General features: G+C 67.9%; 15 protein-coding genes. 9 read left to right on the top strand and 6 right to left on the bottom strand.

Annotated features, from left to right (window positions below; all coding sequences use genetic code 11):
- Positions 1 to 35: 35 nt before the first annotated feature.
- Both YWM_RS0103620 and YWM_RS22070 read right to left on the bottom strand, forming a co-directional pair.
- Entirely contained in the window at positions 36 to 971 is a 936-nt protein-coding gene (locus YWM_RS0103620) for an esterase/lipase family protein (protein ID WP_028849562.1), read from the bottom strand.
- Positions 972 to 1,158: 187 nt separating this feature from the next.
- Complete coding sequence (locus YWM_RS22070) at positions 1,159 to 2,394, bottom strand: D-alanyl-D-alanine carboxypeptidase family protein (RefSeq protein WP_052344528.1); 1,236 nt, start codon at positions 2,392 to 2,394, stop codon at positions 1,159 to 1,161.
- 83 nt (positions 2,395 to 2,477) lie between these two features.
- Here YWM_RS22070 and YWM_RS0103610 point away from each other — a divergent pair, with 83 nt between their 5' ends.
- The 3 genes from YWM_RS0103610 to YWM_RS22060 all read left to right on the top strand — a co-directional run bounded on the left by YWM_RS0103610 (position 2,478) and on the right by YWM_RS22060 (position 4,353).
- Positions 2,478 to 2,828 (top strand): hypothetical protein, encoded by a 351-nt coding sequence (locus YWM_RS0103610; RefSeq protein WP_028849561.1) that lies wholly within the window; start codon positions 2,478 to 2,480, stop codon positions 2,826 to 2,828.
- A gap of 183 nt (positions 2,829 to 3,011) precedes the next feature.
- On the top strand, positions 3,012 to 3,908 hold the full coding sequence (locus YWM_RS22065; protein WP_043659658.1) for a glycoside hydrolase family 16 protein: 897 nt from the start codon (positions 3,012 to 3,014) through the stop codon (positions 3,906 to 3,908).
- Positions 3,909 to 3,978: 70 nt separating this feature from the next.
- Positions 3,979 to 4,353: a hypothetical protein gene (locus tag YWM_RS22060; RefSeq protein WP_043659565.1), complete on the top strand. Its 375-nt coding sequence runs from the start codon at positions 3,979 to 3,981 to the stop codon at positions 4,351 to 4,353.
- A 60-nt stretch (positions 4,354 to 4,413) separates the two neighbouring features.
- On the opposite strand, the gene YWM_RS0103595 is transcribed toward YWM_RS22060, so the two are convergent.
- The 4 genes from YWM_RS0103595 to sdhC are packed head-to-tail and all read right to left on the bottom strand — an operon-like array spanning position 4,414 to position 7,848.
- A complete protein-coding gene (locus YWM_RS0103595; RefSeq protein WP_028849560.1) occupies positions 4,414 to 5,193 on the bottom strand; it encodes a succinate dehydrogenase iron-sulfur subunit in 780 nt (259 codons plus the stop codon).
- On the bottom strand, positions 5,193 to 6,980 hold the full coding sequence (gene sdhA / locus YWM_RS0103590; RefSeq protein WP_028849559.1) for a succinate dehydrogenase flavoprotein subunit: 1,788 nt from the start codon (positions 6,978 to 6,980) through the stop codon (positions 5,193 to 5,195). The genes YWM_RS0103595 and sdhA overlap by 1 nt, the downstream gene beginning before the upstream one ends.
- 26 nt (positions 6,981 to 7,006) lie before the next feature.
- Complete coding sequence (locus YWM_RS0103585) at positions 7,007 to 7,423, bottom strand: succinate dehydrogenase hydrophobic membrane anchor subunit (protein WP_028849558.1); 417 nt, start codon at positions 7,421 to 7,423, stop codon at positions 7,007 to 7,009.
- Entirely contained in the window at positions 7,423 to 7,848 is a 426-nt protein-coding gene (gene sdhC, locus YWM_RS0103580; RefSeq protein ID WP_084612169.1) for a succinate dehydrogenase, cytochrome b556 subunit, read from the bottom strand. Before sdhC ends, YWM_RS0103585 begins: the two co-directional genes overlap by 1 nt.
- A 344-nt stretch (positions 7,849 to 8,192) precedes the next feature.
- Here sdhC and YWM_RS0103575 point away from each other — a divergent pair, with 344 nt between their 5' ends.
- From YWM_RS0103575 to YWM_RS0103550, 6 genes are all read left to right on the top strand, one after another.
- Positions 8,193 to 9,287 carry a BMP family lipoprotein gene (locus YWM_RS0103575; RefSeq protein WP_245565909.1) on the top strand — a complete coding sequence of 365 codons (1,095 nt, stop codon included), beginning with the start codon at positions 8,193 to 8,195 and terminating at the stop codon, positions 9,285 to 9,287.
- Between the two features lie 98 nt (positions 9,288 to 9,385).
- Complete coding sequence (locus tag YWM_RS22055) at positions 9,386 to 10,972, top strand: ABC transporter ATP-binding protein (protein WP_052344526.1); 1,587 nt, start codon at positions 9,386 to 9,388, stop codon at positions 10,970 to 10,972.
- The gene (locus YWM_RS22050) at positions 10,969 to 12,267 is read left to right on the top strand and encodes an ABC transporter permease (protein ID WP_084612168.1); all 1,299 of its coding nucleotides are present in this window, start codon (positions 10,969 to 10,971) and stop codon (positions 12,265 to 12,267) included. Before YWM_RS22055 ends, YWM_RS22050 begins: the two co-directional genes overlap by 4 nt.
- Positions 12,264 to 13,559, top strand: a complete 1,296-nt coding sequence (locus YWM_RS0103560; protein WP_028849555.1) for an ABC transporter permease — start codon at positions 12,264 to 12,266, stop codon at positions 13,557 to 13,559. The genes YWM_RS22050 and YWM_RS0103560 overlap by 4 nt, the downstream gene beginning before the upstream one ends.
- A complete protein-coding gene (locus YWM_RS0103555) occupies positions 13,556 to 13,948 on the top strand; it encodes a cytidine deaminase (protein WP_043659560.1) in 393 nt (130 codons plus the stop codon). Before YWM_RS0103560 ends, YWM_RS0103555 begins: the two co-directional genes overlap by 4 nt.
- Positions 13,945 to 15,216, top strand: coding sequence for a thymidine phosphorylase (locus tag YWM_RS0103550; RefSeq protein WP_028849553.1), 1,272 nt, complete (start codon positions 13,945 to 13,947; stop codon positions 15,214 to 15,216). Before YWM_RS0103555 ends, YWM_RS0103550 begins: the two co-directional genes overlap by 4 nt.
- Positions 15,217 to 15,392: the final 176 nt, after the last annotated feature.

Below are 15,392 nucleotides of genomic sequence, written 5' to 3'. Positions count from 1 at the left end.
GTTCGAGTGTGCCAATCCCGCCTGCCGAGGTCAGGTCACAAAACCGGCAGCCCGTATCCTCGGCACTCCGGCTGGAAGTTCTTCGGCCCGTCGGCCAGCGCGTTCAACGTCAGCTGCATCGTCGGCTCGTCGTTGAACAGGCCCACGTGGCCTGCCGGGTCCTGCGGGCAGCGTTCCTGCAGCACGACGTTGTTGACGTCCCGCCCGGCGAGCTTCTGGGTCTCGTACGGCGTCACCACGACGTCGTAGCGTGACATGATCACCGTGTACTTCGGACCCACGGGCACCTCGGGACCGTCGGCCCAGAGTTCCTTGGTGTAGTCGCTGGTGTAGAACTGGTCCAGCACGCCGGGGATCTGGCCGACCTCGGCGATCGGCATGGCGAAGCCGAGCAGCCGGAGCTTGTGCGCGAGCGTGACCACGCCGTCCACCGACGTGCCGTGTGAGCTGGGTGCCCAGCCGACGTAGTGGGCCACCTTGTGCGCGTTGCCCATCTTCTTCATCCAGTACATCGGCACGTTGCCGCCTTGCGAGTGGCCGATGATGTCGACCTTCTCGGCGCCGGTGGCTCGGAGCACCTTGTCCACGAACGCATCCAGCTCCTTGGCCGACTCCGGGATGTGCTTCAGGCCGCCGACTCGCCCGAGCGACACCGACGTCATGCCGTAGTTGGTGGCGAAGACGCAGTAGCCCTCGTTGTGCAGCCGGGGAGCGATCTTGACGAAGTTCACGCCGATGTTGAAAAACGTGCCCGGTAGCAGGACGACCGGGTGCGGCTTGTCCTTCGACGGTTTGCACGACCAGTCGTTGGCTCCGGCCACGGCGTCCGGCGACGCGACGTAGTTGACCAGGGCTTGGGGGAGATCGCCTTCGGGGATCTTCTCCGCAGCGTGGGACGGCGCCGCGCCGAGCGTGATCGCGACGGCGCTGATGACGGCGGTGAACAGGACACGCAAGCTTCGACGAGCCATGGGCGCTCCCCTTCGTGCGCAGCGAACTCTCCGGCGAGTGAGCATGATCTTGGCCTGGGGCGACGACCTGCACAATCCTTCGATCGGGGGCAAACCGAACGTTTGTTGTGCGGGATACGGTCGGCCGACCCTTCTGTCCGGCTCGTTGCGCGGTCCTGACGTCTCGTTGCGCGGTCCTGACGTTCGGTCAGCGTTGCCCGCGCGGCTTGCGCCGGAACACGAACCCGCCCGCCAGCGCTGCGGCGATGATCGCCAGCCCCAGGATCCACGGTGTGCTCGACGAACCCTCGTCCGTGCTCGACGCCGGTGCGGCTTGATCCGACGCGTCGGGCTGGGGAGGTTCGGCCTCGACCGTGTTGTCCGGCTGCGGGTCGACCAGCTGCCCGACCGGCTCGGTGTCCGCCTTGGCCAGCTTGAACCCGTAGTCCAGCAACCTTCGTGCCTGCTCGCTCGGCCGCAGCGGATCGGCCTCGGCACGCATCAACACCACGAACAGCCGCCGCCCACCGCGCTCTGCACCGCCGACGTACGTGTGCCGCGCGTCGTCGGTGAAACCGGTCTTGCCGCCGAGAAAGCCCGGGTAGGCGTCCGGGCCGTGCAGCAGCCGGTTGTCGTTGTACAGCGTGATCGGCCGCTTGCGTTCGTGCCAGCGGAACCGCATCTCGGTGGTGCGCACCGCCTTGGCGAACCGCGGCTGCTGCATCGCCGCCCGATAGATCAACGCCAGGTCGTAGGCCGAGCTCGACATCCCCGGACCGTCCAGCCCGGACACGGTGGCCGCCCGGGTGTCCAGCGCCCCCAGCCTGCGGGCCATCGCGTTCATCTTGCGCAGCGCCTTGCCGTTGCCGCCCAGCGCCGTGCCCAGCGTGTGCGCGGCGTCGTTGCCGGAGCTGATCAGCAGGCCGGTGAACAGCTTGTGCACCGGGTAGCGCTGCCACGCCTTGATGCCGATGCAGGTGCACTCCTGGCTGGCGTCGGTCTTGGTGGCCTGCACGATCTTGTTCGGCGGCAACTCGTCGATCACCACCAGCGCCAGCAGCATCTTGATCAACGATGCCGGCCGGTGCCTGGCGTGCGGCGCCTTGGCGGCGAGCACCTCACCCGAGTCCAGGTCGGCGATGATCCACGACGCGGCGGTGATGCGACGCGGCGGCCGCAACGGCGTGTCCGGCAGGATCGGCAGGCAGCCGCCCATCCGCGGGCCCCCGACGGGCTTGTCCGGCACCGGCAGCGGCTTCGGCGACGGCCGGCCGGGTGGTGGCACCTCGGACGTGTCGACCGGCGGCGGAGGAGCGGCCTGGTTCGCGCACGGCTTCGACGTCGTCGGCGGCGTCGGCTGGGCGGCGTGCGCAGGCGCCAGGCTCCCGGCGGCCAGCAAGCCGCAGAGCGCAGCGGTCAGTACGCGACGTGAGAGGCGGGACACGTCGGCAGGTTAGCGTCCGCATGATCGCTGATGCGCAGGGCTACCATCGCGGCAATCCTGCGAACGACAAGCGAGGTCCCACCATGGAGTTTGTGCGGCTGTTGCTGGTGTTCTTGCACCTGCTCGGCATGGCGATGTTGATCGGTACGTTCATGCTGCAGGCCAAAGCGGGTGCCGGGGCCCCGGTGAACAAGGGCTGGCTGCATGGCGCTGGTCTGCAGTTGATCACCGGCCTGATCCTGATGGGCCTGGACCCGATCAACGACGAGGTCGAGTACAACCCGATCAAGATCGGCATCAAGCTGCTCGTGCTGGTCGTCATCGGCGGACTGGCGCTGGGATTCCTGCGCAAGCCGACGGCGCCCAGCTGGCTGAACCCGACGCTCGGTGGCTTGGTCGTCCTCAACGTCGGCCTCGCCGTCTTCTGGACGTAACACCGAGACTCCTCGAGCGGACTTGCCGCGCGATCGGGTCGACTTGCCCGAGTGAACCTACTCACAGGTATCGACGTACATCTTTCAACCGATCGGGCGAACCAGCGTGCCACCATACGCGGCGGGAGGTCGATACCTGTGTCCGTCTTGCCTCGTCTCACCAGCAGATTCCGATCGCGAAAGATGCTGGCGCTCCCGGCCGCGGCCGTTGCCGCGCTGGCCGTGGTCGCTCCGGTCGCCGAAGCGGAAAGCGCAGCGCAGCAGCCCGAGTGGGTGGAGATCTGGTCCGACAACTTCGACGGCCCCGCCGGGTCGCTGCCGTCGGCCGACAACTGGATCATCGACACCGGTCACGGTTATCCGGGTGGCCCGGACAACTGGGGCACCGGGGAGATCCAGGAGTACACCGCCAACCCGGACAACCTCCAGCTCGACGGCAGCGGCAACCTGACCATCACGCCGCGCCGGGACGGTTCGGGCAACTGGACGTCGGCCCGCATCGAGACCCAGCGCAAGGACTTCAAGCCGCCGTCGGGCGGCGTGCTGGCGATCGAGGCGCGGATCTCGCTCCCCAACGTCTCGGGCAGGCAGGCGCTCGGCTACTGGCCGGCGTTCTGGGCGCTCGGCGGCCCGTATCGGGGCAATTACTGGAACTGGCCGGCCATCGGCGAGTTCGACATCTTGGAGAACGTCAACGGCATCAACCAGGCGTGGGGCGTGCTGCATTGCGGTGTCCAGCAGGGCGGCCCGTGCAATGAGACCGAGGGCATCGGCAACAGCACCGAGTGTCCGGGTTCGCCGTGCCAGGGCAACTTCCACACCTATCGCTTCGAGTGGGATTCCGGCGCCGACGAGCTGCGCTGGTACGTCGACGGTCAGCAGTTCCACACGGTCACCAGGGCGCAGATCGGCGACCAGGCGTGGAACGACATGACGTCGCACGAGGGCTACTTCGTGCTGCTCAACGTCGCGATGGGCGGTGCATTCCCCAACGGTGTCGCGGGCGAAGGGACTCCGGTGGCCGAGACCGAGCCGGGGCACCCGATGGTCGTCGACTACGTGAAGGTGGAAACCAGCTGATCGACTCCTGCTCGCGCACGCGGCGGGACGGAAACCAGGAAGACATGCCGCTGGGATTAGTCTCAGCGGCATGTCTTCTGCTCAGCCGCGGCGCGGCACGGTGATGGTCGTCGGAGTCCTCGGACTCGTCCTGGGCGCCGGGATCATGGCGTTGGTGTGGTGGATCAGCTCGGCGAGCTCCGGCGGGCCGGCGGCCGATGCGAACGCCGCGTGCGCGGTGGTCGATCGCACCGACTCGCTGGACCCGAAAACCGACATGGCCGGTCTGCGGCGGTGGGGTGGCGCGGCCGAGCTGGCGGCGGCAGCGGCCGAGGGCGACGCCGAGTACAAGTCGCTGGCCGATGCGCTGGTCAAGCCGCGCGAGTTGGTGATGCGGCACTTCGACGGTGAGCACCCGGAGGTGCTGCAGGCCGTCGAGGACGCCAGGAAGGCGTGTCAGGCGTAAAGCGCAAAGCGCCCGGCCACCGCGAGGTGGCCGGGCGCTTCGGGATTGTCTCTCGGACGGTCAGACGCGGCGGAACAGCAGGGCCCGCTTGACCTCCTGAATGGCCTTGGTGACCTCGATGCCGCGCGGGCACGCGTCGGTGCAGTTGAACGTGGTGCGGCAGCGCCACACACCCTCGGCGTCGTTGAGGATGTCCAACCGTTCCTCGGCGGCCTCGTCGCGCGAGTCGAAGATGAACCGGTGCGCGTTGACGATCGCGGCCGGACCGAAGTAGGTCCCGTCCGCCCAGTACACCGGGCACGACGTGGTGCACGCCGCGCACAGGATGCACTTGGTGGTGTCGTCGAACCGCTCCCGGTCCGCGGGCGACTGGATGCGCTCACGGGTCGGTTCGTTGCCGTAGGCGATCAGGTACGGCTTGATGGACCGGTACGCCTCGAAGAACGGCTCCATGTCGACATAGAGGTCCTTCAGCAGCGGCAGGCCCTTCAGCGGCGCCACGGTGATCGTGGTCTTGCCCTTCTTGGCCAGCAGGTCCTTGACCAGCACCTTGCACGCCAGCCGGTTGACCCCGTTGATCTGCATGGCGTCCGAGCCGCAGATGCCGTGCGCGCACGAGCGGCGGAACGCCAGCGAGCCGTCGATGTAGGACTTGATGTTGATCAGCAGGTTCAGCACCCGGTCGGTGGGCAGCGCGGGGATGTCGTAGGACTCCCAGTGCGGCTCGCTGTCCTGTTCCGGGTTGAACCGCTGGATCTTCACCGTCACGTCGACGGAGCCCTCGGGAGCGGGGACGCCGGAGGGATGCGTGGTGGGTTCGGCAGTAGCGGGTGCAGCCATCAGTACTTCCGCTCCATCGGCTCGTAACGGGTAAACACGACGGGCTTGTAGTCCAGCCGGATGTCGGCGGTGAAGCCGGTCAGGCCGAGCGGCGCGTCCGGCTCCGGCTCGGCGGGCAACTGCTTGTACGACATCGAGTGCCGCATGAAGTTCGTGTCGTCGCGGTTCGGGTAGTCCTCCCGGGCGTGCCCACCGCGCGACTCCTTACGCGCCAGGGCCGCGTTGACCAAGCACTCGGCCAGGTCGAGCAGGAAGCCCAGCTCGACGGCCTCGAGCAGGTCGGTGTTGTACCGCATGCCCTTGTCCTGGATGGCCACTCGCCCGTAGCGCTCCTTGAGCGCGTGGATGTCGTTGAGTGCTTGCTTGAGGGTGTCCTCGGTGCGGTACACCGCCGCGTTAGCGTCCATCGTGGCCTGCAGCTCGTTGCGGATCACCGCGACCCGCTCGCTGCCGTCGGACTCCCGCAGCTTGCCGACCATCGTGGTGACCAGATCGGCCGCGTCGTCCGGCAGCTCGGGGAAGTCCACCGTGGCGGCGTACTCGGCGGCGGCGATCCCCGCACGCTTGCCGAAGACGTTGATGTCCAGCAGCGAGTTGGTACCGAGCCGGTTCGCGCCGTGCACCGACACGCACGCGCACTCACCCGCCGCGTACAGGCCGGGGATGACGCGCTCGTTGTCCGCCAGCGCCTCGCCGCGCACCGTGGTCGGGATGCCACCCATCGCGTAGTGCGCCGTCGGATACACCGGCACCGGCTCCTTCACCGGGTCGATGCCCAGGTAGGTGCGGGCGAACTCGGTGATGTCCGGCAGCTTGGTCTCCAGCACCTCGGCACCCAGGTGCGTGCAGTCCAGCAGCACGTAGTCCTTGTTCGGGCCCGCGCCGCGGCCCTCGAGCACCTCGAGCACCATCGACCGGGCGACGATGTCGCGCGGCGCGAGGTCCTTGATGGTCGGGGCGTAGCGCTCCATGAACCGCTCACCGGACGCGTTGCGCAGGATCGCGCCTTCACCCCGCGCACCCTCGGTGAGCAGGATGCCCAGGCCGGCCAGGCCCGTCGGGTGGAACTGGTAGAACTCCATGTCCTCCAGCGGCAGGCCCTTGCGGAAGTAGATGCCCATGCCGTCGCCGGTCAGCGTGTGCGCGTTCGACGTCGTCTTGAACACCTTGCCGAAGCCGCCGGTGGCGAACACGATCGACTTGGCCTGGAAGACGTGGATCTCGCCGGTGGCCAGCTCGTAGGCGATCGCCGCCGACGCCACCGGGCCGTTGGCCGTCTCGGTCAGCGCGATGTCGAGGACGTAGAACTCGTTGAAGAACTCGATGCCGTGCTTGACGCAGTTCTGGTACAGCGTCTGCAGGATCATGTGGCCGGTACGGTCGGCCGCGTAGCAGGCCCGGCGCACCGCCGCCTTGCCGTGATCGCGGGTGTGGCCACCGAACCGGCGCTGGTCGATCTTGCCTTCCGGCGTGCGGTTGAACGGCAGACCCATCTTCTCCAGGTCGAGCACCGCGTCGATGGCCTCCTTGGCCATGATCTCCGCGGCGTCCTGGTCGGTGAGGTAGTCACCGCCCTTGACGGTGTCGAAGGTGTGCCACTCCCAGTTGTCCTCCTCGACGTTGGCCAGCGCGGCACACATCCCGCCTTGCGCCGCGCCGGTGTGCGACCGAGTCGGGTAGAGCTTGGTCAGCACCGCAGTGCGGGCCCGCTGACCGGCCTCGATGGCTGCGCGCATGCCCGCGCCACCCGCACCGACGATCACCACGTCGTACTTGTGAACCTGCATGGTCTTCTCGCTCCCGTGGTGGTGGGTCAGATGTTCGGGTCGAAGGTGAAGATCACCAGCGTGCCGAGCACGAGGATGACCGCCATCGAGACGTACAGCAGCATCTTCAGCCAGAAGCGGGTGCTGCCCTTGCGGGCGTAGTCGTCGATGATCGTGCGCAACCCGTTGCCGCCGTGCAGCTGCGCCAGCCACAGCATGAGCAGGTCCCAGAACTGCCAGAACGGCGACGACCAGCGTCCGGCGACGAACGCGAAGTTGATCCGGTGCACGCCGCCGTCGAGGATGTTCATGATGAACAGGTGGCCGAGCACCAGCACCACCAGTGCCAGGCCGGAGATCCGCATGAACAGCCAGCTGTACAGCTCGAAGTTGCTGCGGCGGGCCGCCGGGCGGCGGGGCGAACGGGGACGGTCAAGCGCGATCGCGGTGGTCGACTCGGCCATCAGGCACCTCCGAACAGCTCGGAGATGGTGCGCTCGAGCATGAAGTAGGTGCCGGGAATCATCACCAGCAGCCAGATCACCACGATGCCCCACAGCATCTGCCGCTGGTAGCGCGGGCCCTTCGACCAGAAGTCGACCAGCATGACGCGCAGGCCGTTGAGCGCGTGGTAGAGCACCGCACCGACCAGGCCCACCTCGAGCAAGTTCACCAACGGTGTCTTGTAGGACGCGATGACCTCGTCGTACGTGCTCGGCGACACCCGGACCAGCGCGGTGTCGAGCACGTGGACGAACAAGAAGAAGAAGGTCAGAACGCCCGTGATGCGGTGCAGCACCCACGACCACATTCCAGGGTCGCCGAAGTACAGGGTGCCCCCGCGGCGGACATTTCCGGCCCCCGTGGGCGGACTTGCCGTGGTGGTCATTCGGGAACCGCCTCCAGCCCTACTTTGGACGGACGAATAGTGATGCCCGGATGCTAGACCCGCTCCTGCATTTCGGCTGTGCAGCGGGCTGGCCGTTGTGACCGATCAGACACGGGCGGACGGCGCAAGATCGACAGTCGGTTGTGACGCAACGGGCACAGTGGCGTCACCGAGCGTCTTCATATTTACTCCGCGTGGACGCGTCGGCCCAACGATTCGATTACGCAGGGTCGTCCGTATCCGCAATGTTGAACCGGGAAGGTAGCCTTCCCGGTCGTTCCAGGCTTGTGCTTGGCACTTGACAACTGGACCGCTCGAGAACCGAGCGGGGAGGGAGAGGCGCGGTGCGTCGTACACACAAAATGCGTTTGGTCGCCGGTCTGGCGGCTGTCGGCCTGGCGACCGCGGCTTGCGGCGAGCCCCCCGGTGAGGGCAACGGGGGCAGCGGCAGCAGCGACACCGACTTCGTCGGCTGCATGGTCACCGACGAAGGCGGCCCGGACGACAAGTCGTTCAACGAGACGTCGTGGAAGGGACTGCAGGACGCCGCGGCCGAAGGGATCTCCGCCAAGCCGCGACTGGCCGAGTCGAACGCGGCCAGCGACTACGAGCCCAACGTCGACCAGATGGTCAAGGCGGACTGCGGGCTGATCGTGACGGTCGGCTTCCTGCTCGCCGACGCGACCAAGGCGGCCGCGGAGGCGAACCCGGAGGAGAAGTTCGCCATCGTCGACTACCTCTACACGGACAAGTCCGGCAAGCCGACGCCGATCGACAACGTCAAGCCGCTGGTGTTCAACACCCACGAGGCCGCGTTCCTCGCCGGGTACCTGGCCGCGGCACAGACCAAGACGAACAAGGTCGCCACGTGGGGCGGCGCCAAGATCCCGACCGTGACCATCTTCATGGACGGCTTCTACGACGGCGTCCAGCACTACAACAAGACCAAGAACAAGAACGTCCAGGTGCTCGGTTGGAACAAGAAGACGCAGGACGGTCAGTTCGTCGGCAACTTCAACAACTCCAACAAGGCCAAGCAGATCTCGGAGAACCTGCTCAACGACGGCGCGGACATCATGATGCCGGTGGCCGGCCCGATCGGTGAGGCCGCCGCGGTGGCCGCCAAGGAACAGGGCGACGTGTCGATCATCTGGGTGGACTCCGACGGCTACGAGGCGCTGCCGAAGTACAAGGACATCATCCTGACCAGTGTGATCAAGGGCATGGATGTCGCGGTGAAGAACGCCGCCGCCGAGACGGCGGAAGGCAACTTCTCCAACGAGCCGTTCGTCGGCACGCTGGAGAACAAGGGCGTCTCGCTCGCCCCGTACCACGATTTCGACAGCAAGGTCTCCGACGAGACCAAGAAGGAGATCGACGACCTCACCCAGCAGATCATCGCGGGTGACTTGAAGGTGGAGTCCGACGCCGCCTTCTGACGATCAGCGCGCGCTGCGGCGGGGGCCGGACCGCCCCCGCCGCTGGCACGTGCACGGGGAGGAGAAGCAATGAGCACAGCGGGGCGGAGCAGGACACGGTGAAACTCGAACTGCGCGGTATCACGAAGCGGTTCGGGTCTCTCGTGGCCAATGACCACATCGATCTGGTCATCGAGCCGGGGGAGATCCACTGCCTGCTCGGCGAGAACGGCGCGGGCAAGTCGACGATGATGAACCTCATCTACGGCCTGCTCGAACCGGACGAGGGCGAGATCTTCGTCGACGACAAGCCGCTGAAATGCAACAGCCCGAGTGACGCGATGGCCGCGGGCATCGGCATGGTGCACCAGCACTTCATGCTCGTGCCGGTGTTCACCGTGGCGGAGAACGTGATGCTCGGGGCGGAGCCGGTGCGCAACGGGGGGCTGCTCGACCTGGACGCCGCGCGCAAGCGGGTGCGGCAGATCTCCGAGCGGTTCGGCTTCGACGTGGACCCGGACGCCGTGGTGGAGACGCTGCCGGTCGGTGTGCAGCAGCGGGTGGAGATCATCAAGGCGTTGGTGCGGGACGCGCGCGTCCTCATCCTGGACGAGCCGACCGCGGTGCTGACTCCCCAGGAGACCGACGAGCTGATCGAGATCATGCGACAGCTCAAGGCCAACGGCACGTCGATCGTGTTCATCACGCACAAGCTGCGGGAGGTGCGGGCGGTCGCCGACCGGATCACCGTGCTGCGGCTCGGCAAGATCGTCGGTGAGGCTGATCCGTCCGCCTCGGAGGCCGAACTGGCGTCGATGATGGTCGGGCGTTCGGTCACGCTCGCGGTCGACAAGGAGCCGCCGAAGACCGGTGACGTCGTGCTCGACGTGCAAGGGCTGACCGTGGTGGACGAGCGCGACCAGGTGGTGGTCGACGACGTCTCGTTCGACGTCCGGGCCGGCGAGGTCTTGGCCATCGCGGGTGTGCAGGGCAACGGGCAGACCGAGGTCACCGAGGCCATTCTCGGATTGCAGTCGAAGGCGACCGGGTCGGTGCGGCTGGACGGCAAGGAGCTCATCGGCCGCTCGGTGCGCCAGGTGCTGCGCTCCGGCGTCGGCTTCGTGCCGGAGGACCGCAAGGTGGACGGCCTGGTCGGGGACTTCTCGGTGGCCGACAACCTGGTGCTCGACCTGCACGACCAGCCCCCGTTCGCCTCCGGTCCGATCTTCAAGCCCGCCGCGGTGCAGTCCAACGCGACCGAGCGGATCGCCGAGTTCGACATCCGTACCGGCAGCGCGGCCACGCCTGCCAAGACGCTCTCCGGTGGTAACCAGCAGAAGGTCGTCATCGCGCGCGAGCTGTCCCGCCCGCTACGCCTGCTGATTGCCGCGCAGCCGACCCGCGGGCTGGACGTCGGGTCGATCGAGTTCGTGCACAAGCGGATCATCGCCGAGCGGGACAAAGGCACCGCGGTGCTGATCGTGTCCACCGAGCTGGACGAGGTGAACGCGCTGGCCGACCGGGTGCTGGTGATGTACCGGGGCAAGGTCGTCGGCATCGTGCCCGGCGACACCGACCGTGACGTGCTCGGCCTGATGATGGCCGGTGTCCCGCCGCAGGAGGCGGACAAGCAAGCGGAAGAACATCCGACGCTCATCGAGCATGCCGAGGCGCTGCTGACCAAGCAGGACGAGGACCAGAAGTGACAGACCAGGACAAGCGTCCCGACACCGAGACGCGCCAGGACGGCGACGACTCCGGTGCGGTCACCACGACCGACCAGAAACCGGATGCGGGCAAGCCGGCACAGGACGAGCCATCCATCGGCCAACGCTTCCTGCGGGAGCTGACCACCGGCAGTACCGCGCTGACGATTCTGTCGGTGGTGCTCGCGCTGCTGATCGGCGCGATCTTGATCGTGGTGTCCGACCCGGACGTGCACGCCGCCGCGAGCTACTTCTTCTCCCGGCCGGGCGACACGTTCGCGGCCATGTGGACCTCGGCGAGCGAGGCCTACGCGGCGATGTTCTCCGGCGCGATCATCGATTTCGACGAATACACCGTCGGCCGGGCGCTGCGCCCGTTCGCCGACTCGCTGACCTACGCGACCCCGCTGATCGCCGCCGGGCTCGCGGTGGCGCTGGCGTTCCGCACCGGCCTGCTCAACATCGGTGCGCAGGGCCAGCTGATCCTCGGCGCGATCCTGGCAGGCTACATCGGTTTCGCGATCGACCTGCCGCCGGTCGTGCACGTCGTGGTGGCGATGCTCGCCGGGTTCGTCGGTGGCGCGATCTGGGGCGGTATCGCGGGCTTCATCAAGGCCACGCGCGGTGCGCACGAAGTGATCGTGACGATCATGCTGAACTACATCGCGCTGTTCCTGCTCGCGTACCTGCTCACCACCGATCCGTTCCAGCGGGAAGGCGAGGACCTGCCGCGCAGCCCGTTCATGCTGCCCACCGCGGAGCTGTGGCGGCCGATCGAAGGGTCGCGGCTCAACCTCGGCCTGGTGTTCGCGCTGCTGGCCGCGGTGTACACGTGGTGGCTGCTCAACCGCAGCACGATGGGCTTCCGGTTCAAGGCCGTCGGGTTCAACCCGCACGCGGCCACCACGGCGGGCATCTCGGTCGGGCGTAGCTACACCACGGTGATGTTCATCTGCGGTGGCCTGGCCGGGATCGCGGGGGCCACCCAGGTCATGGGCACGTCGCTGCACCTGCACGGTGCGATCGCCGAACAGCTCGGCTTCGACGCCATCACGGTCGCGCTGCTCGGCCGGTCCAGCCCGATCGGCACGGTGCTCGCCGCGATCCTGTTCGGCGCGCTGCGGGCCGGGGCGACCACGATGCAGGCGCAGACCCAGACCCCGATCGACATCGTGCTGGTCGTGCAGGCGTTGATCGTGCTGTTCATCGCCGCTCCGCCGCTCGTGCGGGCCGTGTTCCGAATCAAGGTGCGCGCCACCAGGCCGGTGGCGCCGGGTAGCGGGGGGCTGGCATGACCGAGACCACGACCGCAACCACGCCGGCCACCACCGAGCCGGAGAGCGAGAACGTCAAGGCGCTGACCCGCAACTGGGCCCCGCCGATCGCCTACACGGTGCTCGGCCTGTTCGCGCTGGTGGTGTTCGGCATCCTCGCCGACAGCGCGACCGCCACGTTCGGCTTGTCGACCCGCAGCGACGCGATCCAGCTGGACCCGCTGGCGGTGCCGTCGAAGCTGACGTCGATCGTGCTCGCGGTCGGCTGCTTGCTGGCCGCGGCGTACGCGTTCTGGCTGACCGGCAAGGCGCGCAAGCAACCGCTGTGGCTGCCCATCCTGTTCGGGTTGCTGTTCGTCATGTCGTTCCTGGTGTGGGCGGTGGCCGGCGCGGCCATCTCGTTGACCGGCTTGCTGCAGGGCGCGCTGGCGCTTGCCGTGCCGTTCATCTTCGGCGCGCTGTGCGGGATGGTCGGCGAGCGGTCCGGCGTCATCAACATCGCCATCGACGGGCAGCTGCTGTTCGGCGCGTTCCTGTCCGGTGTGGTGGCCTCACTGGCCGGCAATCTGTGGCTCGGCCTGATCGCCGCGCCGATCGCGGGCGTGATGGTGGCGTGGCTGCTCGCCGTCTTCACCATCAAGTACTTCGTCAACCAGATCATCGTCGGCGTGGTGCTGAACGTGCTGGTCTACGGCGTCACGAACTTCCTGTACGGCTCGTTGCTCGCGCCGGAGCAGGACACGTGGAACTCGCCGGGCAAGTTCGGCAAGTTGGAGATCCCGCTGCTGTCGGACATTCCGGTGATCGGGCCGGTGCTGTTCAACCAGACGATCATCGTCTACGTCATGTACGTGGTGGTCGCGCTGGTGCACGTCGCGCTGTTCCACACGCGCTGGGGTCTGCGGGTGCGCGCGGTCGGTGAGCACCCGGAGGCCGCGGACACCGCGGGCATCGACGTCAACTCGGTGCGGTTCCGCAACGTGCTGATCGGTGGCGCCATCGCCGGCTTCGGCGGTGCGTTCTTCACGCTGGCCCAGCAGGGCATCTTCAACAAGGAGATGACCGCCGGTGCGGGCTTCATCGCGCTGGCCGCGATGATCATGGGCCGGTGGACCCCGATCGGGGCGGTTTTCGCCGCGCTGCTGATCGGGTTTGCCGATAACCTGCAGAGCGTGCTGGGCATTATCGGTTTCCCGATTCCGAGCGAACTGATGGCGATGACGCCGTATCTGTTGACGATCCTGGCGGTGGCCGGGCTGGTCGGAAAGATACGCCCGCCTGCGGCCAACGGCGTTCCCTACATCAAGTCATGACGGTGCAGGTGAATTGGCCCGACCTGCGGGCCGCGGCGGTCGAGGCCGCCGAACTGGCCTACAGCCCGTACTCGGGCCTGCAAGTGGGAGTGGCCGCACTGGTCGACGACGGCCGGGTGGTCATCGGATGCAATGTGGAGAACGCCTCGTACGGCGTCGGGCTGTGCGCGGAGTGCACCATGGCCGGGCAGCTGCGGCTGACCGGCGGTGGGCGGCTGGTGGCCGTGGCGTGCCGCAGTGGTGATGCCGAGCTGCTCATGCCGTGCGGCCGGTGCAGGCAGATCCTGTACGAGCTGGGCGGCCCGGAGTGCCTGCTGGACACCCCGCGCGGCGTGCTGCCGATGGCGCAGGTGCTGCCCGACGCGTTCGGACCTCAGGACCTGCCATGACCGAGTTCCACAGTGCGGTCGACGTCATCCGCACCAAGCGAGATGGCGGGCGGCTGTCGAACGAGCAGATCGACTGGGTGATCGACGCCTACACGCGGGGCGAGGTCGCACCGGAGCAGATGTCGGCGCTGGCCATGGCGATCTTCCTGCGCGGTATGGACGCCGAGGAGATCTCCCGGTGGACCGCGGCGATGATCGCCTCCGGCGAGCGGCTGACGCTGGACGTGGACCGGCCGACCGTGGACAAGCACTCCACGGGCGGTGTCGGCGACAAGATCACGCTGATCCTGGCGCCGCTGGTGGCCGCATGCGGTGCCGCCGTCCCGCAATTGTCCGGGCGCGGTCTCGGGCACACCGGGGGCACGCTCGACAAGCTCGAGTCGATCCCCGGCTGGAGCGGGGACGTGCCCGATCTGGCTGCACAGTTGCGCGAGGTCGGCGCGGTGATCGCGGCCGCGTCGGCGAACTTGGCGCCGGCCGACCGCAAGCTGTACGCGCTGCGCGACGTCACGTCGACCGTGGAGTCCATCCCGCTGATCGCCAGCTCGATCATGTCGAAGAAGATCGCCTCCGGGCCGGAGTCGCTGGTGCTGGACGTCAAGGTCGGCTCGGGTGCGTTCATGAAGACCAGACAGCAGGCCACCGAGCTGGCCCGCACGATGCTGGCGATCGGGCAGGCGCACGGCGTGGCCACCACGGCCGTGCTGACCGACATGTCGACGCCGCTGGGCCGCACCGCGGGCAACGCGGTCGAAGTGGCCGAGGCCGTGGAGGTTCTGCAGGGCGGCGGGCCGCAGGACGTCGTGGAGCTGACGGTGGTGCTGGCGCGGGAGATGCTTGCGCTGGCCGGGCTGGACGTCGACCCGGCGAAGGTGTTGGCGTCCGGTGAGGCCTACGAGGTGTGGGGCAGGATGATCCGGGCGCAGGGTGGCGACCCAGATGCCCCGCTGCCGCGTCCCGAGCACGTCGAGGTGGTCACGGCCGCGCAGGACGGTGTTCTGGCCACAGTGGACGCGCTGGCGGTCGGAGTCGCTGCGTGGCGGCTCGGTGCAGGCCGCGCGGCCCCTGGCGACGCAGTGCAGTCCGCGGCCGGGGTGAAGCTCCTCGCCACGCGCGGGGACACCGTGGCCACCGGCCAGCCGATCGCCGAGCTGCACACCGACACCCCGGACGTGGTACCGGCCGCACGACAAGCACTGCTGGAGGGCATCAAGATCGCCGAGCGGGCGGAGGAGAACTCGCCGCTGGTGCTGGACGTCCTGCGCTGACACCTGGACGTCCGCGTTGGAACTTGCGGCGTCCCGCGCCGGCCTCTGGATGTTCCGCGCCGGCACTTACGACGACCCGCGCCGGTCGACCTGGCCGCGGCGCGCCGGGACGGGCGGCCACCCGTTCCCGCAACATCTGCACAGCACAACGGCCCGCGAACGCTCGCGGGCCGTTG

The organism is Thermocrispum municipale DSM 44069 (assembly GCF_000427825.1).
GTDB lineage: Bacteria > Actinomycetota > Actinomycetes > Mycobacteriales > Pseudonocardiaceae > Thermocrispum > Thermocrispum municipale.
Note: the sequence above shows the minus strand (reverse complement) of the source record. Positions and strands in the feature narration are given on the sequence as shown.